21 protein-coding genes are annotated in these 21,648 nt (G+C 55.6%); 9 read left to right on the top strand and 12 right to left on the bottom strand.

Annotation, left to right across the window (positions count from 1 at the left end):
- Positions 1-201: 201 nt before the first annotated feature.
- Positions 202-1,872 carry a phosphoethanolamine transferase gene (locus AC13DE_RS15640; protein WP_483048357.1) on the top strand — a complete coding sequence of 557 codons (1,671 nt, stop codon included), beginning with the start codon at positions 202-204 and terminating at the stop codon, positions 1,870-1,872.
- Positions 1,862-2,263, top strand: a complete 402-nt coding sequence (locus tag AC13DE_RS15635; RefSeq protein ID WP_446313115.1) for a diacylglycerol kinase — start codon at positions 1,862-1,864, stop codon at positions 2,261-2,263. The genes AC13DE_RS15640 and AC13DE_RS15635 overlap by 11 nt, the downstream gene beginning before the upstream one ends.
- Here AC13DE_RS15635 and AC13DE_RS15630 read toward each other — a convergent pair.
- The 4 genes from AC13DE_RS15630 to AC13DE_RS15615 all read right to left on the bottom strand — a co-directional run bounded on the left by AC13DE_RS15630 (position 2,225) and on the right by AC13DE_RS15615 (position 7,043).
- Positions 2,225-3,205, bottom strand: a complete 981-nt coding sequence (locus tag AC13DE_RS15630) for an MYG1 family protein (RefSeq protein WP_483048356.1) — start codon at positions 3,203-3,205, stop codon at positions 2,225-2,227. The two genes, AC13DE_RS15635 and AC13DE_RS15630, sit on opposite strands and share 39 nt — an antisense overlap.
- Positions 3,206-3,469: 264 nt before the next feature.
- Positions 3,470-3,874: a Cu(I)-responsive transcriptional regulator gene (gene cueR, locus AC13DE_RS15625; RefSeq protein ID WP_446297872.1), complete on the bottom strand. Its 405-nt coding sequence runs from the start codon at positions 3,872-3,874 to the stop codon at positions 3,470-3,472.
- 3 nt (positions 3,875-3,877) lie between these two features.
- Entirely contained in the window at positions 3,878-6,400 is a 2,523-nt protein-coding gene (locus tag AC13DE_RS15620) for a heavy metal translocating P-type ATPase (RefSeq protein WP_446313118.1), read from the bottom strand.
- A 331-nt stretch (positions 6,401-6,731) separates the two neighbouring features.
- The gene (locus tag AC13DE_RS15615; RefSeq protein WP_483048355.1) at positions 6,732-7,043 is read right to left on the bottom strand and encodes an ETC complex I subunit; all 312 of its coding nucleotides are present in this window, start codon (positions 7,041-7,043) and stop codon (positions 6,732-6,734) included.
- A gap of 139 nt (positions 7,044-7,182) precedes the next feature.
- Here AC13DE_RS15615 and AC13DE_RS15610 point away from each other — a divergent pair, with 139 nt between their 5' ends.
- Positions 7,183-7,467 (top strand): antifreeze protein, encoded by a 285-nt coding sequence (locus AC13DE_RS15610; RefSeq protein WP_446313119.1) that lies wholly within the window; start codon positions 7,183-7,185, stop codon positions 7,465-7,467.
- An 86-nt stretch (positions 7,468-7,553) separates the two neighbouring features.
- Positions 7,554-9,767, top strand: a complete 2,214-nt coding sequence (gene uvrB / locus AC13DE_RS15605) for an excinuclease ABC subunit UvrB (protein WP_446306270.1) — start codon at positions 7,554-7,556, stop codon at positions 9,765-9,767.
- Here the strand turns inward: uvrB and AC13DE_RS15600 are convergent.
- Complete coding sequence (locus AC13DE_RS15600) at positions 9,764-9,955, bottom strand: DUF3008 family protein (RefSeq protein WP_446297345.1); 192 nt, start codon at positions 9,953-9,955, stop codon at positions 9,764-9,766. The two genes, uvrB and AC13DE_RS15600, sit on opposite strands and share 4 nt — an antisense overlap.
- A 179-nt stretch (positions 9,956-10,134) precedes the next feature.
- Here AC13DE_RS15600 and AC13DE_RS15595 point away from each other — a divergent pair, with 179 nt between their 5' ends.
- Entirely contained in the window at positions 10,135-10,389 is a 255-nt protein-coding gene (locus AC13DE_RS15595; protein ID WP_483048354.1) for a hypothetical protein, read from the top strand.
- Positions 10,390-10,453: 64 nt separating this feature from the next.
- Here AC13DE_RS15595 and AC13DE_RS15590 read toward each other — a convergent pair whose 3' ends face one another.
- Entirely contained in the window at positions 10,454-10,729 is a 276-nt protein-coding gene (locus AC13DE_RS15590) for a hypothetical protein (RefSeq protein ID WP_446297347.1), read from the bottom strand.
- Between the two features lie 154 nt (positions 10,730-10,883).
- Between AC13DE_RS15590 and AC13DE_RS15585 the strand changes: the two genes are divergently transcribed.
- Both AC13DE_RS15585 and AC13DE_RS15580 read left to right on the top strand, forming a co-directional pair.
- Positions 10,884-11,069, top strand: a complete 186-nt coding sequence (locus AC13DE_RS15585) for a PLDc N-terminal domain-containing protein (protein WP_483048353.1) — start codon at positions 10,884-10,886, stop codon at positions 11,067-11,069.
- Between the two features lie 133 nt (positions 11,070-11,202).
- Positions 11,203-11,874, top strand: coding sequence for a hypothetical protein (locus AC13DE_RS15580; protein ID WP_483048352.1), 672 nt, complete (start codon positions 11,203-11,205; stop codon positions 11,872-11,874).
- 34 nt (positions 11,875-11,908) lie between these two features.
- Here the strand turns inward: AC13DE_RS15580 and AC13DE_RS15575 are convergent, their stop codons facing one another.
- From AC13DE_RS15575 to AC13DE_RS15565, 3 genes are all read right to left on the bottom strand, one after another.
- Complete coding sequence (locus tag AC13DE_RS15575; RefSeq protein ID WP_483048351.1) at positions 11,909-14,197, bottom strand: glycosyl hydrolase family 28-related protein; 2,289 nt, start codon at positions 14,195-14,197, stop codon at positions 11,909-11,911.
- Between the two features lie 178 nt (positions 14,198-14,375).
- Complete coding sequence (locus AC13DE_RS15570; RefSeq protein WP_446297351.1) at positions 14,376-14,789, bottom strand: DUF4864 domain-containing protein; 414 nt, start codon at positions 14,787-14,789, stop codon at positions 14,376-14,378.
- A 62-nt stretch (positions 14,790-14,851) separates the two neighbouring features.
- A complete protein-coding gene (locus AC13DE_RS15565) occupies positions 14,852-16,432 on the bottom strand; it encodes a lysine--tRNA ligase (protein ID WP_483048350.1) in 1,581 nt (526 codons plus the stop codon).
- A gap of 120 nt (positions 16,433-16,552) precedes the next feature.
- Between AC13DE_RS15565 and AC13DE_RS15560 the strand changes: the two genes are divergently transcribed.
- A complete protein-coding gene (locus AC13DE_RS15560; RefSeq protein WP_446297353.1) occupies positions 16,553-16,975 on the top strand; it encodes a tellurite resistance TerB family protein in 423 nt (140 codons plus the stop codon).
- Between the two features lie 42 nt (positions 16,976-17,017).
- On the opposite strand, the gene dacB is transcribed toward AC13DE_RS15560, so the two are convergent.
- On the bottom strand, positions 17,018-18,511 hold the full coding sequence (gene dacB / locus AC13DE_RS15555) for a D-alanyl-D-alanine carboxypeptidase/D-alanyl-D-alanine endopeptidase (RefSeq protein WP_483048349.1): 1,494 nt from the start codon (positions 18,509-18,511) through the stop codon (positions 17,018-17,020).
- An 87-nt stretch (positions 18,512-18,598) separates the two neighbouring features.
- On the opposite strand from dacB, the gene AC13DE_RS15550 reads away from it, so the two are divergent.
- On the top strand, positions 18,599-19,423 hold the full coding sequence (locus AC13DE_RS15550; RefSeq protein WP_446306003.1) for a DMT family transporter: 825 nt from the start codon (positions 18,599-18,601) through the stop codon (positions 19,421-19,423).
- Here the strand turns inward: AC13DE_RS15550 and AC13DE_RS15545 are convergent.
- Positions 19,415-20,017, bottom strand: coding sequence for a nicotinate-nucleotide adenylyltransferase (locus tag AC13DE_RS15545; RefSeq protein ID WP_446297356.1), 603 nt, complete (start codon positions 20,015-20,017; stop codon positions 19,415-19,417). The two genes, AC13DE_RS15550 and AC13DE_RS15545, sit on opposite strands and share 9 nt — an antisense overlap.
- A 77-nt stretch (positions 20,018-20,094) precedes the next feature.
- Positions 20,095-21,648 (bottom strand): alanine/glycine:cation symporter family protein, encoded by a 1,554-nt coding sequence (locus AC13DE_RS15540; RefSeq protein WP_483048348.1) that lies wholly within the window; start codon positions 21,646-21,648, stop codon positions 20,095-20,097.

Raw genomic sequence — 21,648 nt, 5'->3', positions numbered from 1 at the left:
CTTCCCCGAGAGCGTCAGTTTAACCGCTACGCAACGTTCAGCAAGGCGGATCGCTCCGCCCCGCCGCCCACGTATCGGGAACCGACACAACCCTGACCCGGCCTTGCTGGATGTCCCGGCGTCCAAAAATATTCACTCGCGATAAGGTTAACGTAAGCTTTGTATGTGCATGAGCGTCGAACTTTCAATGCAGGCTGAGCTATGTCCATTTTGTCTACTGTTTTTCTGCGCTTAACAGCGCTGAAAAATGCACTACCCCTGTCACCGCTAACGTTGACGGCCTTGACGCTCGTTTTCATCTTTATCGTGGACAACAGCACATTTTGGTCTATCGCTATCGCGATTTTTTCCGGGCATCTGGTATCTTTGGCGGTCTATATACTGGCGGTATTCTGTTTGATGCTGGCCGCATTCAGTCTGTTCGCATTTCCCTGGACCGTAAAGCCATTCCTTGCGTTCATGCTTATCCTTAGTTCGATTACGTCCTACTACATGGATAACCTCGGCGTCGTCATCGACCGGGACATGATCCAGAACGTGATGGTAACCACCTTTACGGAATCCAAACATCTGATCACATTAAGCTTTGTGCTACGTGTCTTGATCGCAGGGGTATTGCCTGCCCTGGTTGTGTTCGCCGTCAAACTCAAGCCGCAAGGGAAAGCCAAAGCCGCGCTGCTGCCCGTCGTCAGCTTTGTACTCAGTCTGGCGCTGGCGGCAGGCCTGTTGATGACTGATATGAAATCGTACGCGTCCATCTTGAGAGAACGTAAGGATTTCATGAGCGCTTTCCAGCCGGGCATGCCGTTGGTATCAACCATCCGCTATGCGAAAATGATGTCGCGATCGGCAAATACGACGATGGCCAGCATCGGCACCGACGCAAAAAAGGGGCCTGCCTATGCTCAGGGTGACAAACCTGTCCTGACCATTGTCGTAGCGGGGGAAACCGCGCGCACCCAGAATTTCAGCCTGAACGGATACGGCGTCGACACCAACCCGAACCTTGAGAAACTACCGGTGATCAGCTTCAGCCAAGTGAGTTCGTGCGGGACCGCGACGGCGGTGTCGCTCCCCTGCATGTTTTCAAAATTCGACCGAGGCGACTATTCGTATGAAAAGGGAGTTTCGACCGAAAACGTTCTGGACGTGATGAAGCATGCTGGCTTCAAGGTCGAATGGTGGGACAACAACACAGGCGACAAGGGACTGGCGGCACGCATCCCGTCGCGGTCGTTCACCAATACCGACAACCAACAGTTCTGCCCGACCGGTGAATGTGACGATGGTATCTTCATGCAGGCCCTCAAGGACTATGCAGCCTCTATCACCGAAGACACCGTCCTGGTGATGCACCAGATCGGAAGCCACGGCCCGACCTATTACCTGCGTTACCCTCCGGAGTTCGAGCGCTTTACCCCGGCCTGCCGCACAGCTGAGTTCAAGAATTGCACCCCACAGGAAATCGTCAACGTCTATGATAATTCGATCGCCTACACCGATGCGATCCTGGCGCAGACGATCGAGTTCTTACAATCGCAGGATCAATTGACCACCTCGTTGCTATATGTCTCGGATCATGGTGAATCCCTAGGAGAGGGCGGACTGTATCTGCACGGATCGCCCTATTTCATGGCCCCTGATGTCCAGACCAAGGTGCCGATGATCTTGTGGATGTCGAATGCTTTTTCGGATAAATTCAAGATAGACCGGTCCTGCATCGCATCCAAGAAGACCGACACCCTGTCACATGACAACCTGTTTCATTCGCTATTGGGAATGCTTGATATCGACACCTCTGAAAGAAACGCTTCACTGGATATATTTGCGTCCTGCAAAGGCTCTAAAAAGGTAGTCCAAATTGACCGTTAACAGAACCGTCCCCCGGCCCAAACCAGAACGGGTCACGGGAATTGCGCATCTATTCGCAGCCGCTGGATATTCGGTAAGCGGGGCAGTCAGACTGTGGCAGGAAACCGCGTTCCGTCACATTATCATCGGCTTCCCGATCTGCGTCGCCTTGCTGGGTATCGCAGGTGCTAGCTTTGTCGAATTCAGCATTTTGGCGATCATGTTCCTGATGCTGATTGCAGTCGAAGCATTAAACACCGCCATCGAATGCATTGTGGACCACCTCGCCCCCAATTGGGAGGAATTCGCACGCGATGCCAAAGACCTTGGGTCGTTGGCTACAATGTGTCTGCTTATCGCGATCGGCGTCTATCTAAGCGTTTTCGTCTTGCGCTTCTTTGCCTTGATCTGACCCACAGGGCGAAACCTGATTTGCCAATGCTTCGGTCACGGCCAGATCAGCCATCCGCAAAACGGCATCCCGTGTGCCGGCCACAGCGATAAATCGACCGTTATGGCAGAATTTTGCACCTTTGACCCCTGACACTGCTTCCAGATCAGCATCCTTGAGACCAGCCCAGGCGGCCGGAAGGTCTGCCCGATTTTCAAATGTGCCGTCTTTGGTGCGAATGGTGGTCAGGGCCCAATCAGAACCCCGAGGGTGGACCACGAAAAGAAAATGATCCGCACCGGCCTTTTCGATCCCGGCGCGAAACGGCATCCCCATGGGAAGCTCCAAAACAGCGGATGTACCTGCCTTTTCAATGGCGTCGCTCACCAACGCTTCGGCTCTGAGCTTGGCCGCCTTGCGCTGGATCGACGCTTCGACAAACGCCCGCGCCACTGGCAGAGCCGCCGCGAAGGCGCGATCATCGGCACCTTCTTCGCGGTCATCGAACACCGGCTTGAGCGTTTCCAACAGCACCGGCAACGTGAGAGAGGCAAACAAAGGCCCAGCGTCCGACGGGTTCACCGCGCCATTGTCAATCAGGTCGACGGGCAGGACGAACCCCCTGTCAAAGCTGGCATGAACAGCCTCGATATCCCATGCGGGAATGTCGAAGGACTTCAGATATTCCCGCCCGTAGTGTGCCCAGATCAGGCCGAATGAGCTGTAGGGCTGACCGTCTTGTCGAAGCGGGTTGGGCCGCTGGTGATGATCAAATATACCAAGTTCCGCATCGAACCGCCCGCCGACATCATAAATGATCCGTCCAGCCGCAGGTTCGATCTGCTGCGCATCGCGGCTGCGGATCAGCTTTGCATTAGGGAACAAACGGGTCAAAATGACCGAAGACAGGAGTTCATCAGCATGAAAACCGCCGGAATGGGTCACAAGTTGGGTAATTGTCATGGTACCTGCCTGTCTTACCACTGAATGAATAAAGATGCCCAAAGACATGTGCCTCTGGTCGCTCTGCCGGGTCACAAGGCAACGACCTGCCCGCCCCTTTTCACGCTCTGTAATTGGGGACGACCCTGCGGCCAAGGGTGAAAGGCGATATTATCCAAAAATGTCGTACATCTCTGGATAATCTCAAGTTTCTTCAGCTTTTCTCTATGGGAGGACAACCACTGACAAACCACGACCGGTCCGTCGCGTTTATTCGACAATCAGTCATGCATGTTCACGGCTGGGGAACTCCTCAAGCGACTTCAGGATCGGGCAATCGGGCCGCTCGTCGCCCACGCATTCGCGTACAAGATGAGATAACGTATCCCTGATTTCCTGAAGGTCACTGATCTTCTTTTCGACCTGCGCCAAGTGTTCCTTGGCGATAGACCGCACATCTGCGCTTGCCCTGCTCTGATCATTCCAAAGCGCCAGCAATGCACGGCAATCTTCTATCGTAAACCCCAAGGTGCGCGCGCGCCCAAGAAAGGCAAGCTTGTGCATGTCGGCGTCACGAAAACATCGATAGCCATTGGGGTCGCGCAGAGGCGTGATAAGCCCAATGTCTTCGTAATACCGAATTGTCTTTGCCGGTAGCGCGGCTTTTTTGGACACTTCACCGATATTCATCTGTTATGCCTCCACTTGCGATGGCGATGGAAATGCGGTGCCGTTCTTGCTGGCACCGGGTTTTTCGTCAGCTAGAACCGCGCTGACCCACCGTAAGCGAAGCGCGTTGGTCAGCACGAAAACACTCGACAGCGACATGGCACCGGCGGCCAGGGCAGGCGACAGCATCAAGCCAAACACAGGGTAAAACACTCCGGCTGCAACGGGAATCAAAAGCGCGTTATAGCTGAACGCCCAGAACAGGTTCTGGCGGATGTTCGCCATCGTCCGTTGGCTGATATGCAAGGCGTTCACCACACCCCGCAGATCCCCGGACATCAGAACAACATCTGCAGCTTCGATTGCCACATCCGTGCCTGTACCGATCGCCACGCCGACATCCGCGGCGGCCAGAGCAGGCGCATCGTTGATACCGTCACCCACAAAGGCAACCTTTCCGCCTTGCGCTTTCAACTGTGCAACTGCGTCCACTTTGCCTTCCGGCAGGACCTCGGCGATGACGGTATCCACCCCCAGTCGTGCCGCAATAGCATTGGCCGTCGCGCGATTGTCGCCAGTGATCATTGCAACCTTCAGGCCAAGACTGTGCAGGGCCGATATCGCCTCGGCTGTCGTAGGCTTGATCGGATCCGATACGGCGATGATCGCAGCAAGCTGGCCATCTATCGCGGCGTAGAGCGGTGTTTTACCTGCTTGCCCCAACTGTTCCGCGATAGCCGCGGTATCACCAAGATCAATACCCTGCTTTTCCATGAGCCGGTCTGCGCCCACCATTATGGTTCGCCCCTCTATCACGGCGCTCACCCCATAGCCGGTAATCGAATCAAAGGTTTCCACCTCGGCCAGTGACAACCCGGTCTGTTCGGCACGACGAACGATTGCAGCCGCAATGGGGTGTTCTGACCGAACCTCGACCGACGCGACCATACGCAAGACGTCTGCGTGATCGAAATCATTCAGAAGGGTGAAATCTGTCAGTTCCGGCCGGCCCTCGGTCAAGGTACCGGTTTTGTCCAGCGCGACCGTTCCGACACTGCTGAGGGTTTGCAGCGCATCACCTTGCCGGAACAGCACCCCCAGTTCGGCCGCACGCCCCGTTCCCACCATGATAGATGTCGGCGTTGCCAGACCCATGGCGCAGGGGCATGCGATGATCAACACGGCGACGCTGGCCACCAAGGCAAAGCTCAGCGCCGGTGCAGGACCAATCAGCAGCCACGTCAAGAAAGTGACAAGTGCGATCGCCATCACCGCGGGCACAAACCAAAGTGTGATACGATTAACCAAATCCTGAATAGGCAGCTTGGCTCCCTGCGCCTCTTCGACCATTCGGATAATCTGAGCGAGCATCGTGTCGCCCCCGACCTTGGTCGCCCTGAACGTCAAGGCACCGGTACCATTCACGGTACCCCCGACGACTTCGGCATCCGCGGTCTTCTCGACCGGGATCGGTTCGCCCGAGATCATGCTTTCATCGACATACGATTCCCCCTGGATAACCACCCCGTCGACGGCGATCTTTTCGCCCGGACGGACCTGGATCAAATCGCCCGAGACGATATCGTCAAACGGGACATCAACAAACACACCATCCCGTTCGACCCGCGCGGATTTCGCCCGAAGCCCTACCAGTTTACGGATTGCCTGTCCTGTACGCCCCTTCGCACGCGCCTCCAGGTAACGACCCAGCAGGATCAAGGTTACGATGACGGCCGCGGCCTCAAAATAGACCACACGGGTGCCTTCCGGCAGAACCGACGGGACAAAAACCGCCACGGTGGAAAATGCCCAGGCGGCAAATGACCCAAGGGCCACTAGCGAATTCATATCGGGGGCAAGCTTGATCAGCGCGGGAACCCCTTTGACATAGAACTGGCGACCAGGCCCCGCCAGAATGATCGTGGTCAGCACAAACTGGATCATCCAATTTGTCTGCATCCCCAATGTATTCATCGCGAAATCATGTATCACGGGAAAGATGTGACTGCCCATCTCCATTGTGAACACCGGAAGCGTCAGGATCGCGGCAATTATCGTTCTGCGTTTGATCAGCGCCGCCTCATGTGCCTTGCGGTCTGTAACCGCCGTGGCGTCGCGGTCATCAGTCACCAAACGTGCAGGATAGCCAGCGTCAGCGGCGGCTTTGACAAGTTCAGCCGGTGTAACTGTAGTGCCCAGAACACGGATCGTGGCCTCTTCTTTGGCAAGGTTGACCGAAACCGATATCACCCCTGCCAAAGGGGTAAGCGCGTTTTCAACCCGCCCGACACACGAAGCGCAAGACATGTTTTCGATGGACATGCGGTAGGTGCTCACGCTCGCGGGATAGCCGGCTGCATCAAGTGCGGCGGTAAGTGCAGTGGTCTGAAAGCTGTCGTCAACCGTCACGGTCGCGGTTTCAGACGCCAAATTGACATTGGTTGTTTCGATCCCCGGCACATCTTTTAGTGCGTTTTCAACCCGGCCGACACATGATCCGCAACTCATTTCGCCGACTGCAAATGAAAGTGACTTTTCGCTGCTCATAAGGGGCCCCTTTTACCTAATCCTGCCCTAGATGGTGCTTCCAGCAACTGGAAGGTCAAGGGTGTTTCTGTAATTATTGTAAAGGCAGGCCACATCGTCGCCGCAACAGGGGATTGCATGGCAAGCCCGGTTATCAATGATAGCGGCTTATCATTGGCACCTGCGTGCAACGGTGGATTTTGGCAGCGGTCCGGCAGCAAGCGCGATCGTTGGGCGGCGGATCGTCAAGCGTCGGGATGAAGCCGGACATAGCCGACACCCAGCATTACGACATGATGTGCATGCTGCGATCGCAGTTATCGCACTGCGATTCATACCGACAAAGCAAACCTTAGTGGGTCCAGGCACCGCGACGGGCTGTTGCAAAGTTTTCGCCATACCCGCCGGGGCGAATGTTGGCCCGGCGCTTGTTGGGCTGCTGTACAATCACATCAAGGCCGTGACCGCGCGCGTACTCCAACGCGTCATCCTTGGTTTCAAAACGCAGCCTGACCTGAGTCTGCGTGTCATCCGATGACGTCCACCCCATCAAAGGGTCAATACTGCGCGCAGTTTCCTGATCGAACTCCAGCAGCCACGTATGTGTCTTGGCGGTACCAGATGACATTGCTGTTCTTGCAGGTTGATAAATACGTGCGCGCATTGCTGAATCTCCGCTGAGTTGTGACGGTTTATCTGGCATTTGCAGGTCAGGATCAAGGGATCACAGCTATGTGCGTCGATTTCACATTACATACGCTGCATTGCAGCATATATTCAGGTCATGCGAATGGAGCAAACAAATGAATCCGATCACACTACTGTCGCTTAATGCGAAACTGGTTTCGCTTATGCTGGATACGCAAACTGTAATGGCGATGCGCCTGATGGGAATGGTTGGTGCCTTGCCACACGCGCGCGGTGAAAACTCGCGTATGGTGAATGAAAAAGGCCCGGCGATGTTCAAGGCTTATCAGGCAGCCGCCCAAGCCGCGATTGCGGGTGGGCGTCCCGATCAGATCCTGACCGCAGCGATGGTCCCGGTCAGCAAGAAAGTTCGCGCGAACCGCAAAAGACTAATGAAATAACCCTTTCAAAGGTGCGCAGGTATGTCTGCCCCTTGAACATGAGGAAAAACATGACACCTTAGGAGGCACCCCCAAAGGACGAAGTTATGGCCTACGCTCATTCTGACAGCTTGCCCGAACGCAAGGATGTTTACCTTGCCAACCCCGCGCCAAATGTGCGCGAGCGCCCCAAGCTTGAGGGCGGCAAGAAGTTCGTGCTGTCGACCGAATTTGATCCCGCAGGTGATCAACCTACAGCCATCAAAGAGCTTGCCGAAGGTATTCTTGCGGGCGAACGCGACCAGGTTCTGTTGGGCGCGACCGGAACCGGCAAGACATTTACCATGGCGAAAGTGATCGAAGCGACCCAGCGACCGGCGATCATCCTTGCCCCGAACAAGACTTTGGCGGCGCAGCTTTATGGTGAATTCAAAGGTTTTTTTCCCGATAACGCTGTCGAATATTTTGTCAGCTATTATGACTATTATCAGCCTGAAGCGTATGTCGCGCGCTCTGACACGTTTATCGAAAAAGAATCGCAGATCAACGAACAGATCGACCGGATGCGCCATTCTGCCACGCGCGCGCTGTTGGAACGCGATGACGTGATCATCATCGCGTCGGTCTCGTGTATCTACGGTATCGGCTCGGTCGAGACCTATGGCGCGATGACGCAGGATTTGAAAACGGGGTCGTCTTACGACCAGCGTCAAGTAATCGCCGACCTGATCGCGCAAGCATATAAGCGCAATGACGCCGCCTTTCAGCGCGGCACCTTCCGCGTGCGTGGCGACAGCCTTGAAATCTTTCCGGCCCACCTTGAGGATCGGGCATGGCGGTTGTCATTCTTTGGCGAAGAGCTGGAAAGCATCACCGAATTCGACCCTCTTACGGGTGAGAAAACCGGCACGTTTGACCAGATCAGGGTATATGCCAACAGCCACTATGTGACGCCGAAACCGACGATGAACCAAGCGATCATCGGCATCAAGAAAGAGCTGCGGATGCGGCTGGACCAGCTCGTCGCCGAAGGGAAGTTGCTGGAAGCTCAGCGGCTTGAACAGCGATGCAGCTTTGACCTTGAGATGCTCGAGGCAACCGGTGTTTGCAACGGCATCGAAAACTATTCGCGCTATCTGACGGGCCGCGCACCGGGCGAACCGCCCCCCACCCTGTTTGAATTCATCCCCGATAACGCCATTGTATTCGCTGACGAAAGCCATGTTTCCGTGCCGCAGATCGGCGGGATGTACAAAGGCGACTACCGCCGAAAATTCACGCTGGCCGAACATGGGTTCCGCCTGCCGTCCTGCATGGACAACCGCCCGCTTAAGTTCGAGGAATGGGATGCGATGCGCCCGCAGTCGGTTTTTGTTTCCGCCACCCCCGCCGCGTGGGAGATCGAACAGGCTGGCGGCGTTTTTGCGGAACAGATCATCCGCCCCACCGGCCTGATCGACCCCAAAATCGAAATCCGTCCGGTCGAGATGCAGGTCGACGATCTGCTCGACGAGGTGCGCAAGGTCGCCGCGGATGGTTATCGCACGCTTTGTACCGTACTGACCAAGCGCATGGCCGAAGATCTGACCGAATACATGCACGAACAGGGCATCCGCGTGCGCTATATGCACAGCGATATCGACACGATCGAACGCATCGAAATCCTGCGCGACCTGCGGCTTGGCGCGTTTGATGTGCTGATCGGGATCAACCTTCTGCGCGAGGGTCTGGACATCCCCGAATGCGGTCTGGTGGCGATTCTTGATGCGGATAAGGAAGGGTTCCTGCGCTCGGAAACTTCGCTGATCCAGACCATCGGTCGGGCCGCGCGGAACGCCGAAGGCCGCGTGATCATGTATGCCGACCGCATCACCGGCTCGATGGAGCGGGCGATTGGCGAAACGGACCGTCGTCGCATCAAGCAGCTGGCGTACAACGAAGAACACGGCATCACGCCGACTACGGTCAAAAAGAACGTCGAAGACATCCTTGCCGGTCTCTATAAAGGCGACGTGGACATGAATCGCGTTACCGCCAAGATCGACAATCCGTTGGCGGGCGGCAATCTGCAAACTGTACTTGACGGGTTACGCACTGATATGCGGAAAGCGGCTGAAAACCTCGAATTTGAGGAAGCCGCGCGTCTTCGCGATGAGGTCAAGCGTTTAGAAGCGGTGGACCTGGTAATTTCGGATGACCCTCTGGCGCGACAATACGCAGTGGACAAGGCCGTGGACAATGCCCAAAAAGCGTCGGGACGGTCCACAGCCGGACGTGGCGGAATGCGCGGAGGCAAGTCGCGATACGGGGGCAGACGCTAGGCCTTATCGTCGACGTCCTCGGGCAACCCATCGTGCTTGGTCGAAGCCATCTCCTCCAGTTCGTCTTCCGTCATGCTGTCATACATGTCCTTGGACGCCCCTTGGAGATCCTTGACCTTGGTTTCACCGCGCTTTGCGGAGAGTGCCGCACCAGCGGCGCGCTGTTGAGCTTTGGATTGGGCTTTCATTTCCGGTTCCTTTCACATCGGAAGAGCTACGCAAATCCAACCAGCTTATTGCGCTTTCAGTTCCGATGTACGGCTCTATGGCACGCTGGCATCATATTTGTCTCACGGTGACGTCGGAACGTGTATAATACCGCTCGGCATCCCACCTGTGGATTCTGCGCCTAATCGGAGGATTTCAAATGCGCCTGTTTACCGCCACCGCCCTTACTCTAGCTGTTTTTTCCACATCTGCGTTTGCAGACCAAACATCTGGGACAATCATCGCGTACGACCGGCTGGCAAATGTAATTGTTTTCAAGGACAAATCGGTCTGGACACTAGACGCCAAAACCATGGTGCCCTCGGATTTGCAGGCGGGGGATACCGTCACCCTCACCTTTAACTCTGATGGTGACAACGGGGCAAAGCCTGCCACAGAATTACACCGCGATTAAATAGACAAGGCCGCCAGCTGAAACTTTCAACTGGCGGCCTTGCTAGCGTTGCAGGTCTATTGAATTACTCGGACGGAGGAGTGATGCTCACTCCGGGCACCGTCACAGATTTTTCTTCAGTGGTGACTTCGACCTTTGGAACTGTGACGTCAACCTCTTCCTTGGTGACATTAACCGACCCGGTTTTCGCTTCGAATTCAGGTAGGTTTCCACCCTCTACGGACACGTCCACATTGGGCAGACGACCTTCTTCAGTCTGATCAATATCGACCATGTATACGCCGATTGCGATCACCACGACCGCGGCCAGTCCACCGATTACAGCTGTAGAGGTTTTCATAGTATTTCCTTCCGATCCATTCATGCCCCGAGGGGCGATTGGAAGGGCAACTCCTTCATTCACGAAATTGTTCCAGTAACTTTTTCGGGAACATTAATTCCATGGAAATGTTGTCTCACCAGTAAATGACATTAGCAATGCAGGAGCATTCACTATGGAATATGGTATTCTCGGTCTCATCATCCTCATCGCAGACATATATGCGATTTATCAAGTTTTCACATCAGGTGCCTCGGGACTCTCCAAAATCCTTTGGGTGCTTGGCATCATCATCTTCCCGGTTGTAGGCTTTATCGTATGGCTTATTGCTGGACCTCGCGGCGGCAAAGTCCGCGTATAACAGTTGATAAACTCACCGAAAGGCCTGCATTATCCTGCAGGCCTTTTGGCGTTTCTATAGCATTTACTTCAATCGATAAGTAATTTGTTAAGCCTCCCGACCCATGGTCAAACCCGAAAGGGCCATCACGACCATGCGTTTTGCGTTAGCAACAGTCTTGTTCCTGCTCTCTTGTCCTGCTGCCTTTGCTGGAGCTTGGTTGCGCGAAAGCGGTACTGGGTTCACTTCATCCACAGCGACCGTTTCTCAAAGCCGTGATCTGGCCCAGACCACATATCTGGTATTCGGGGTCCGAGACGACCTGACGCTGGGAGCGGAGCTTGGTTTTGACACTGCCGCGTCAGGTCTGCAATCAGGTTCGGCGTCCTTCTTTGTCCGCCGTCCCTTGGTCGAACAGCGGCGGTCGAATGTCTGGGCCTACGAACTCGGCATGGGGGTGGATTGGAACGGCGACCTCATTCTGCCCAACATCCAAGCAGGAATTTCATGGGGCCGCGGCTACCGTCTAAGCGGGATAAATGGATGGATGGCCATCGACACCTCGGTGGTGTGGGATGTGTATAAAAGCGAACATTTGGCCAAGATGGATGGTACAGTGGGCGTGAATTTCACCCCGCGGCTAACCGGTATGTTCCAGATCTTTCATTCCGGATCGGCAGACGCCGATGCAACCTATTTCGCACCTTCGATCGTTTTTCGTCCGCTCAAATCCCGCCCCCGTATCCGACTGCAAGTGGGGGCAGAAACACTGATCGGCGACCCGACCAGTGTGACCGCGAAGTTTTCGCTTTGGCGCAATTTCTGATATGCATCGGCAAGCGTGACGGCAGACGACGCCATCAGCGTTTATCGATACGCGCCTGTAAAAAGACGGAGCCTTTGACACTGGCATTCCAGACCAGATGAAAAAGGTTCCGATCAGCGCCTTGGTCGGTCATGACATAAGGAGTCGTGTGCTGCGCAATATTCGACGCATCGCGCACCGGCCCATCCATTACAATACTATCGACTGCGATTGCCCACCCGCCGAACGGAAAGCGATCGGCAATATCCACTATCCACGTTTGAGCAGGACTGGCTTGGGTATGTTCAACCTGTACCGGATTGGAAACAGGGTTGCTGATGCCGTGAAATGAATTCCCGCTCATTTCGATGTTTCGAAGTTTGGAATAGTCCATATCAGCAAAACTGGTGTCGATACGTTCGACGCGATCAATGAACCCGTTAATGCTGCGAAACCGATTATCGTTGATTGTCAGCCCATTGATGACGTGTCCGACCCCATGCGGTTTGATGACGATATAGCTGAACCATGGCGCGACTTCGCCGGACAGAAAAATATTGCCGGTTATGGAAAGGGCGCTGAAAGAATATTCGTTACTGTATTCCGGGGCAGCGTCTTGTTCGTTGGTCCACTCAATAAAGCAATTGTCGACATAGTTTCCGCTGATCACACTGGCAGTATGCTGTGTCGCCATGATCAGACCTGCTGACCGTATTCCATTTTTTACCGTGTCTCCTTGAAAGAAATGGTTGCCAGTCACGATGTTATTCTGTCCGCCAAGCAAAGCGAAATGCCTGAAACGAGTTGCACGGTTGTCGCGAAGCTTCACATCATTGGCGTTGCAGTTGATCGCGATGGATTTCCTGTCCGAAACCGCCATTGCGTCTTCCGATGACAGAAACTGGCAGCGATCGACGAACATACCCTGACAGCCGCCGCCGGACGAGGTGATGCCCCGGTCTTTGGGGCGAGAGATAAAGCAGTCTCGTACATGAAAGATGGTTCCGGCAGGGGCCAGATTGATACCGCTTGCTACGTTATTGCACTGTAACTCCACGTCAGAGAGCACGAATTTGCTAAGCGAGCTATAGTTGCTGAAATCCAGTATGTATTGAAATCTTGAAAACCTGAAGTTCTGTGTGCCCGCCGCGTCAAACAGCGGGGCGTTCAGGGTGATCTCCTGAGTGGCTATATTCTTGGACCTTACATAGATTTCCCGTCCAACCCCGCCCCCGGTGACAAGCGCCCCTACCGGAACATTCGCAACGTTTGATACATTGGTCAGCTTGCGTGCATCCGACGGCGCATAAGTAGCCTGTGAATCGACGACAACAGTCTCCCATGATCCATTGGCGGCGGCCTCGAGCTGTCCGTTGCGGATAACGCGGCGCGTGGAATAGCTGGTTCGATCCGGCGTAGCGGCCTGCATGTCAATCGGTCCGGTGACGCTGACCTTGCGCCCTCCCAAGTCGAGCGATTCGTGGTCTGCATTGTTCAACAGGGCCTGAAATGCTTTGCGAAACGCAATTTCCTCGTTATCGAATGCGTCGATGTAATGTGGCAAATCAAAATTCTGACGCAACAACAGTACCGCTGACACTGGCATAGTGACCGTCCCTTCAAACCGGGTAGGAGCATCAAAGGTCACGTCCCCGTTCAGCAGATATGTCCCCTTGGGCACCAGCACCGTGCGCCCTTGGGCGGCCGCATTGGCGGCCACGAACGCGGGCCTATCATCGGTAACGCCGTCGCCGACCGCACCGTAATCGCGCACATCGACCTGGGCCAGCATGTCACGCAGAAAGACGCCGGTGACATCCTCGACCTCCAGGTCGTCGATCCGGACAACCCCACCATTCTGCCCGATCAGGTCCAGTCCAAAATGCCCATAGACGGGCCTCATCCCCCATACCATATCAACGCCGCCACGCAGGCCCGAGCCGACAATCGCACTGACCTCGACCTCCTCGCCATAGCTGGTTAGCTGCACAGACGGACCGTATTCGACCAGACCGCCCACACGGCTACCGTCGCCTAACGCCGGATAACCCGCTATGCGCACTGCGGGCAGGTTGCCGCTGATCGCTTTCACACGGGCCGTGATCCGCAAGTAACATCCGGGTAGCAACGGTGTTTGCCCCATATATCGCAACTTTTGCGTCGCCTGCGTCTTGATCAGTTCCAGCGCCCCACCAAAGTCCTGATCCGCTGGGATGAACGCCGCGTTGATCGCATTGGCATAGGTGTCTGACCCCGCTGTGCCGTCGCCGCTGGAATACATGTCCAGCCCGCCTGCGAACGCTGCGGGTGTCAGCAGCAGACCATCTGTAATTGCCTTGTTCATCGTCATCCCTTTCTTAAGGGTGCGATGCCAAGACATATGCCACCCCACCGATTGCAACACTCCGGCGTTCGACCGGCACGGGTGGGGTAATATTCAAACGAGGTTAAACGGACCTGACGACACCGTACGCCCAAAAGGCAAACCTGCGGCGTCTCTCCGGATCAATACACAGTGGCGGTCAGGCCGAAACGCTTGGTGCATCCAAAAGCTGAACCGCTGCAATTCGCCAACCATCCGGGGTCTCAACCATCTGATAGTCCAGTAGATAAGTGAACCCCTTCAGGTCGGTCACCTGAACCTTTTGCCACCATGTCCCGGCGGCCTCACGGAGGTCTAGAAAACGGAACTCTGAGTGTTTCCAGACCATTGGGTAGCCAGCCGTCACCATTCGTTTGAAATTTTCAGCCGACCGAAACATCATCTGGAGATTGGGGCTGGCGAATTGAAACGCCCCCTCGAAATCGTCAGCCTTGAATGCTTCGAACTGGCCGGTAATCGTGCTTTCTATATCAGCTTGCTGCGCCGTGGCACCAAACGTTGTCAGCACTATCAAAACCATCCCGAACAGGCTTGACAGAAGGGTGCCGCGCATCACATTTCTCCCTATGACGTGGTGACTTCAGATTAAGCCACGCACATCACAGGGCAAGAGTTTCACGCCGTGGTCAAGTTGCCTGCCAGAGCCTCGTCAATCAAAGCAATGGTTTCGTCGACGCCATAAAGCGCGATAAAGCCGCCAAACCGTGGGCCTTGGCTGGCCCCCAGCAACACCTCATACAGCGCTGTGAACCAGTCGCGCAAAGGTTCAAACCGCTCTTTACCGACAGCGAAAACCATCGTTTGCAACGCTTCGGCGTCCAGCCCGCCGTCCCAACTTTTCAGCCGATCCCGCAGGTCCTCCAAGGCTTCCCGCTCAAGATCTGACGGGGCGCGGAACACTTTGGCGGGCTTCACGAAATCATTGTAGTAGCGCACCGCATGGCCGGCAGCGGCATCCATCCCGGGGTTGCCTTCGGGCGTCGCATCCGGCGCATAACGCTGGATAAAGCCCCACAGCTGCGATTTTTCTTCGGCTGACGATACCGATGCAAGGTTCAGCAACATTGAAAACGGCACGATCATATCCGACGTGGGCACGTCGCCCCCGTGGATGTGCCAAACCGGGTTGTTCAGCTTGCCCTTGTCGTCCTGCGTCTCATAAGCGCGCAATTGCTGGTGATATTCGTCCACCGCCTTGGGGATCACGTCGAAATACATGCGCTTGGCCGTCTTGGGCTTGAGATACATGAAATACGACAGCGATTCCGCGCTGGCATAGGTCAACCATTCGTCGATCGTCAGTCCATTGCCAGAGGATTTCGAGATCTTGTGTCCGTCCTGGTCCAGAAAAAGCTCGTAGGTAAAATGCTCTGGCGGGCGGCTCCCCAAAATGCGGCAAATGCTGTCATAGATCGGCGTGTTGGTGCTGTGATCCTTGCCGTACATCTCAAAGTCGACATCAAGGGCGGCCCAACGGGCACCAAAGTCGGGCTTCCACTGCAACTTCACATTGCCGCCGGTCAGCGGCAGGGTCATTTCGGTGCCGTCTTCATCGTCGAAGGTGATCGTGCCGTCCTTGGCGTTGACCGCTTTCATCGGCACATACATCACCCTGCCCGTTTCAGGGTGGATCGGCAGGAAGATCGAATAGGTCTGGCGGCGCTCTTCGCGCAGCGACTTGAGCATGACGGCCATAATCTCGTCGTATTTTTCGGCGGCACGCAATAGCACCTCGTCGAACTTGCCTGACTGATAGAACTCGGTAGCCGAAATGAATTCGTATTCAAAGCCAAACGTATCCAGAAAACGACGTAGCATAGCATTGTTATGGGCACCAAAACTGTCGTGCGTCCCGAACGGATCGGGCACGGATGTCAGGGGGCGCTGCAAATGTTCCACCAATGCCTCGGGGTCCGGCACATTGCCCGGTACCTTGCGCATCCCATCCAAATCATCGGAAAAACAGATCAAACGCGTCGGAATGTCGCTGATCACTTCAAAAGCGCGGCGAACCATCGTGGTGCGTGCAACTTCGCCAAAGGTGCCGATATGAGGCAAACCCGATGGTCCATAACCTGTCTCAAATAACACATACCCCTTCTCGGGGGTCTTGTTTGCGTAGCGTTTCAATACCCGGCGTGCTTCTTCGAAGGGCCACGCTTTGCTGGTTAGGGCTGCTTCACGCATCTGCGACATGTTTTGGTTTCCATCAATTGTGCTCGACACCCCATGTGTCTAAGCAGGCTGTACCTATTGCGTCCCCGACGGGGCGTCAATAATCTGTACCTCTACGACCTTTATTCACAGGAGTATCTTATGAACGATGACACGTCCCTGACACTGAGCGCTCAGGATTGCCTGGTGGCCTTGATGATCGCGGTCTCGGCGTCGGACGAAGATATTCGCACGACGGAACTGCTTAAGATTCAAAGCGCTGTAAATACTCTTCCGATATTTTCGGGATACGACCTGGACCGGATCAGCACCGTCAGTCAGATGGTTTTCGATTTGTTCGAACAAGAAGACGGGCTTGATGCACTGTTCGGTCTTATCAAAGGGGCGCTTCCTGATCGGTTGAACGAAACAGCCTATGCCCTTGCTTGCGATGTCGCAGCCGCAGACGGGAAACTAGAGGAAACGGAACTGCGTCTTCTCGAAGAAATCCGCTATGAGCTTGTGCTGGACCGCTTGCACGCGGCCGCAATTGAACGGGGTGCGCGAGCACGACATCTTGTCTGAACAGCACGGGCCTCTTGCCTCCGAACCGTCCGAAGCCTGCCCTCAAGCGGCGTGATAAGCGCCCCAACGCTCGATCAGGCTTTGCTGCAAGCGCTTGGCACGGCCGTTCCATGTCCGCCCGCCTTCGGGGCGTTCGCGTTCTGCGCGGCTCAAGGTTGCGCGGCGTGGTTCGTCGGCTGCGAATATCGCAAATGCCATGACACGACCATTTGGAGCCGTCATATACCCGGCCAGCGCCGAAACAAAATTAAGCGTTCCAGTTTTCGCTTCGACCTTGATCGGGTGATTGGACATCGGTCTGCCCTTGGAATCGCGAAGTTTGACCGTTTTCAGGATCGGTTTCAAAGTACCGGATCCATAAACCTTGACCAAAGCGGTCGTCATATCGCGAGCGGATATTCGGCTGTCTTCGCCCAAGCCCGAATGATCGACCAGCGCCGGGGCATCCATGCCCAGATTTTGCTTTGCCCAATGGTTCATCTCGGCAGCGGAATCCTTTAGCGTTTCAGGTTGGCGTCCACGTGCGGTCGTGGCCGCAAGCCCCGCCATCTCTGCTGTCAGGTTGGTCGAGTATTTAAGCATATCGCGCAATATTTCCCGCAACGCTTCGCTTTTCTGTACGACCACGACCGTACCGGCAAGCGGGCCCGCCATGATTTGTGGGCGGGCCAAGCGAATCCCCTGAGCGCCGGCCATCGTTGCAAAGATGTCGCCGGCGTAAAGGCCAGGTTTGCGCACAGGCAACCATCTGGCCCCGCCGCTTCCCAAAGCTCTTTTCGCGACCGTCCAGTCATCTCGCGCGCCACTATCCGTGTAGGTATAAAGCGGCGAAGCACGGTCCTGGATTTGCATCACCGCCATTGCGACTTCGGGGCGGTATTTACCGCTTCGCCCGTCCATCGTAACGGCATAGCTATCCTTGTTACGCTTCCACTCGAAATGAACACGATTATAGTTCAAGGCCACGCCGGTGACTGCTGGGTTGTATCCGACATGATCCGGCTGGTCGGGGTCTATGCGGTCGATCATCGGCAGATAACTTTCGTACACTTTGAAAGCGCCACGAACGCGGGTGATGCCCGCCTGCTTCAACTTCGCGGCCATTTCAGCCAGTGAATCCGTGTTAAGCGTGGGGTCTGCCCCGCCCGCAAGAATAAGGTCTCCCTGCAATTCGCCGTTCACTATGCCACCGGTGGCCAGCAGCCGTGTTTCGAACTGGTGATCAGCCCCAAGCACATCCAATGCATAAAGCGCTGTAATCGCTTTGGTGACGCTGGCTGGGGGCATCCCGACCAGCGAATTGGTCTGCTCCAGCACCGCACCGGTGCTGGCATCGGCCAAGGCAAAGCTGACCCGGCCGCTCAGTTTGGCTTGCGCAATGATGTCGGCGGCTTCGGGAATTGATTGCCGGTAAAGATCATCGCCTCTTAAAACGGGGCGCAGTGAGGTTGTCGGCGGAGCGGCAAAGGCCGCAGGGGACAATAGACCAGCCGCAGCTGACCCCAGGAAAAAACGACGTGATACATTTCTTTTCATATGGTCGACATAAACCCGAGTCGGCACGGCATACAAGCGCTTGCAAATCACATTTTCATGGGGTTAAGGCCGTGCTAACTCAATGGCATGCAGCGCGCCATCGTAATTATGTTCATCGCCATGTCCCTGATTCCCGCCGGCGATAGCGCGGGCAAGATCATGACGTCGCAGTTGGGCGTAGCACCAGTGTTCGTGGCATGGTCGCGCTTTGCGTTCGGGACATTCTTGCTGCTCCCTTTTGTACCGCCCGATACGCTTCGGCTTTTTAGGAACTGGCGCATCTGGCTTCGCGCCGCGATGCTCTGTGGCGGCATCACCAGTATTCAAACCGCTTTGCAAACCGAAGAGGTTGCGAATGTGTTTGCGGCGTTCTTCATTGGTCCGCTGCTAAGCTATACCTTGGCCGCGATATTTCTGCGCGAACCTATCACGCTGGCCCGCAGCGTCCTGATCGTCGCAGGTTTCGCGGGCGTCTTGCTGGTCGTGCAACCGGGGTATGGGGTCAGCATCGGGCTGCTGTGGGCTTTGGCGGCGGGTACGTTCTATGGAATATTTCTTACCATGTCGCGATGGCTGTCGCACTTGGCACCGCCGCTATCCCTGTCCTTCAGCCAGCTTTTGATCAGCGGCCTTCTTCTCTTGCCGTGGGGGCTTTTACATTTGCCTGACCTAACCGGGCCGATCGCGAGCCTGACAGTGGTGAGTGCGGCGTGCTCTATGGTGGGAAATCTGCTAATGCTCTATACGTACCGGTTGGTTCCCGCCACCAAAGTAGCGCCGTTGATCTATTTTCAGCTGTTGTCGGCTGTTACCCTGGGATGGCTGCTGTTCGGGGCATTGCCTGATGTGCTGACTTGGGCGGGGCTGGGCGTCATACTGGTTGCGGGTATCGCGTCGACCCGACTACGCTGACCAAGCACCCGCAGCCCGTATTGCCGTTGAACTGATATCGGTCATCGGCACATTTACAAAACACCACGCCGGAGGTTCCGCGCTGCGCAACAGCTGACTTTGCTGCGCCGGGATCCGGTACTTTGCATACAGCGATGCGGCCCGGCTCATTCGGGCGGAAATACGTTGACCGGGTCTGGCCAGAACCCCGATAGGAACCGTCTCGACGATGTGTTGCCAATTCTGCCACAAATGTAGTTGCGCAAGGTTATCCGCCCCCATGAGCCACACAAATCGAACCCCCTGATACCGCGCACGCAGGGCGGTCAGGGTTTGTGCCGTATGTCTGGTCCCCAGGCGTTCTTCGATATCGGTCAGTACGACACGCGGATGCTGGATAATCTGGCGTGCATGCGCCAGGCGCTGCTCCATCGGCGCGGGGCCGTGCACCTTGAGCGGGTTGCCCGGACTGACCAACCACCACACCCGATCAAGGCCAAAACGCTTCAGCGCCTCTCGCGTGATGTGCGCATGCCCGGTGTGCGCGGGGTCAAACGACCCCCCGAGCAAGCCAATGACCTGTCCTGCCGTGGCATATGGAAAATGATCGCCCAAATAGAACGGCCCCCGAAATACATCAGGGGCCGAAAGGAGGGCAGCACAGCCCCTTTGTCAATCGCGTTATACGCGGCCTAGTCGGTGAATTTCTTCAACTCGCCCGATTTCAGACGCGCAAAATAGCTTTTCATCTCGCGCTTCACGATCGGCATGAGAACGTACAACGCTGTAATGTTCACGACGGCCATGGCAAAAATCATGGCATCGGAAAAGTCGATGACAGAGCCCAGGTTGGCCGCAGCTCCTATGATGATGAACAAACAGAAGATTACCTTAAAGACGATCTCTTTGGTTTTGCCTTCACCAAACAGATAGGTCCATGCCTTCAGCCCATAATACGACCAACTGATCATCGTGGAAAAGGCAAACAACACCACTGCGATCGCCAGGATATAGGGGAACCAGCTAAACCCGGTTGCAAACGCCGCCGACGTCAATTGTACGCCGCTCGATCCGTCTACGGTTTTGATCGCTGTACCGGCTTCGTTCAGGATGAAACGGCCCGTGGCAGGGTCCGTGACCAGAACCCCTGATATAGTGATGACCAACGCAGTCATCGTACAGATCACCACCGTGTCGATGAATGGTTCAAGCAAGGATACAACACCTTCGGTCACGGGTTCCTTGGTACGCACCGCAGAGTGCGCGATCGCCGCCGACCCAACGCCCGCCTCGTTCGAGAAAGCAGCACGTTTAAAGCCCTGGATCAAGGCCCCAACCAAGCCCCCGGCCACGCCAAGCCCGGTGAATGCACCTGCGAAGATCTGGCCGAATGCCCAACCTATCTTGTCGTATTCGACGATCAGGATCACCAGCGCCGCGCCCACGTACAAGACACCCATGAAAGGCACGACCTTTTCCGTGACATTCGCGATGGACTTGATTCCGCCCACGATCACGGCAAACACCACGGCAGCAAAGATAATACCCGTGATCCAACCGGGATAGTCACCCAAGATTCCGGCAATCTGCGCATGCGCCTGGTTCGCCTGGAACATGTTTCCGCCGCCCAAAGCCCCGCCAATGGTAAAGATTGAAAAGACGATCGCCAGGAAACCGCCCAGTGGAAGACCGCGTTCCTTGAAACCCTTGGTCATGTAATACATCGGGCCGCCTGAAACGGTGCCATCGTCGTATTCATTGCGATACTTCACGCCCAATGTGCATTCAGTAAACTTCGATGCCATCCCCAACAAACCGGCCAGGATCATCCAGAACGTGGCACCCGGCCCTCCGATCCCGACCGCGACGGCAACGCCCGCGATATTGCCCAGGCCGACGGTACCGGACAACGCAGTGGCCAGTGCCTGAAAGTGGCTGACTTCGCCGGCATCATCGGGATCGGAATAATCGCCCTTTACCAAGGATATGGCGTGGCCGAACGCCCAGAACTGGATAAACCCGAAATACAGGGTGAACACCGACGCCGCCACCACCAGCCACAACACGATCCAGGGGAAATTGGTGCCCGGCAGGGACATGAAGATCAGGTTGACGAACCATCCGGTCGATCCGGCAAAAACGTCATTGATGCGTTGGTCCATGCCGACTGCATCTTGCGCCGATGCCAGTGCGGGAAAGACCGTGCTCGCGACCGCGCCGAGCCCCGTTGTCAAAAACTTATTCAT

Source organism: Sulfitobacter sp. L-8, from assembly GCF_056859255.1.
Note: the sequence above shows the minus strand (reverse complement) of the source record. Positions and strands in the feature narration are given on the sequence as shown.

Bases quoted from the DNA above. Each gene is read 5' to 3' on its own strand.
- AC13DE_RS15640 (WP_483048357.1), top strand. From the start codon at position 202: ATGTCCATTTTGTCTACTGTTTTTCTGCGCTTAACAGCGCTGAAAAAT.
- AC13DE_RS15630 (WP_483048356.1), bottom strand. From the start codon at position 3,205: ATGACAATTACCCAACTTGTGACCCATTCCGGCGGTTTTCATGCTGAT.
- cueR (WP_446297872.1), bottom strand. From the start codon at position 3,874: ATGAATATCGGTGAAGTGTCCAAAAAAGCCGCGCTACCGGCAAAGACA.
- AC13DE_RS15620 (WP_446313118.1), bottom strand. From the start codon at position 6,400: ATGAGCAGCGAAAAGTCACTTTCATTTGCAGTCGGCGAAATGAGTTGC.
- AC13DE_RS15615 (WP_483048355.1), bottom strand. From the start codon at position 7,043: ATGCGCGCACGTATTTATCAACCTGCAAGAACAGCAATGTCATCTGGT.
- AC13DE_RS15610 (WP_446313119.1), top strand. From the start codon at position 7,183: ATGAATCCGATCACACTACTGTCGCTTAATGCGAAACTGGTTTCGCTT.
- uvrB (WP_446306270.1), top strand. From the start codon at position 7,554: ATGGCCTACGCTCATTCTGACAGCTTGCCCGAACGCAAGGATGTTTAC.
- AC13DE_RS15600 (WP_446297345.1), bottom strand. From the start codon at position 9,955: ATGAAAGCCCAATCCAAAGCTCAACAGCGCGCCGCTGGTGCGGCACTC.
- AC13DE_RS15595 (WP_483048354.1), top strand. From the start codon at position 10,135: ATGCGCCTGTTTACCGCCACCGCCCTTACTCTAGCTGTTTTTTCCACA.
- AC13DE_RS15590 (WP_446297347.1), bottom strand. From the start codon at position 10,729: ATGAAAACCTCTACAGCTGTAATCGGTGGACTGGCCGCGGTCGTGGTG.
- AC13DE_RS15585 (WP_483048353.1), top strand. From the start codon at position 10,884: ATGGAATATGGTATTCTCGGTCTCATCATCCTCATCGCAGACATATAT.
- AC13DE_RS15580 (WP_483048352.1), top strand. From the start codon at position 11,203: ATGCGTTTTGCGTTAGCAACAGTCTTGTTCCTGCTCTCTTGTCCTGCT.
- AC13DE_RS15575 (WP_483048351.1), bottom strand. From the start codon at position 14,197: ATGAACAAGGCAATTACAGATGGTCTGCTGCTGACACCCGCAGCGTTC.
- AC13DE_RS15570 (WP_446297351.1), bottom strand. From the start codon at position 14,789: ATGCGCGGCACCCTTCTGTCAAGCCTGTTCGGGATGGTTTTGATAGTG.
- AC13DE_RS15565 (WP_483048350.1), bottom strand. From the start codon at position 16,432: ATGTCGCAGATGCGTGAAGCAGCCCTAACCAGCAAAGCGTGGCCCTTC.
- AC13DE_RS15560 (WP_446297353.1), top strand. From the start codon at position 16,553: ATGAACGATGACACGTCCCTGACACTGAGCGCTCAGGATTGCCTGGTG.
- dacB (WP_483048349.1), bottom strand. From the start codon at position 18,511: ATGAAAAGAAATGTATCACGTCGTTTTTTCCTGGGGTCAGCTGCGGCT.
- AC13DE_RS15550 (WP_446306003.1), top strand. From the start codon at position 18,599: ATGCAGCGCGCCATCGTAATTATGTTCATCGCCATGTCCCTGATTCCC.
- AC13DE_RS15540 (WP_483048348.1), bottom strand. From the start codon at position 21,648: ATGAATAAGTTTTTGACAACGGGGCTCGGCGCGGTCGCGAGCACGGTC.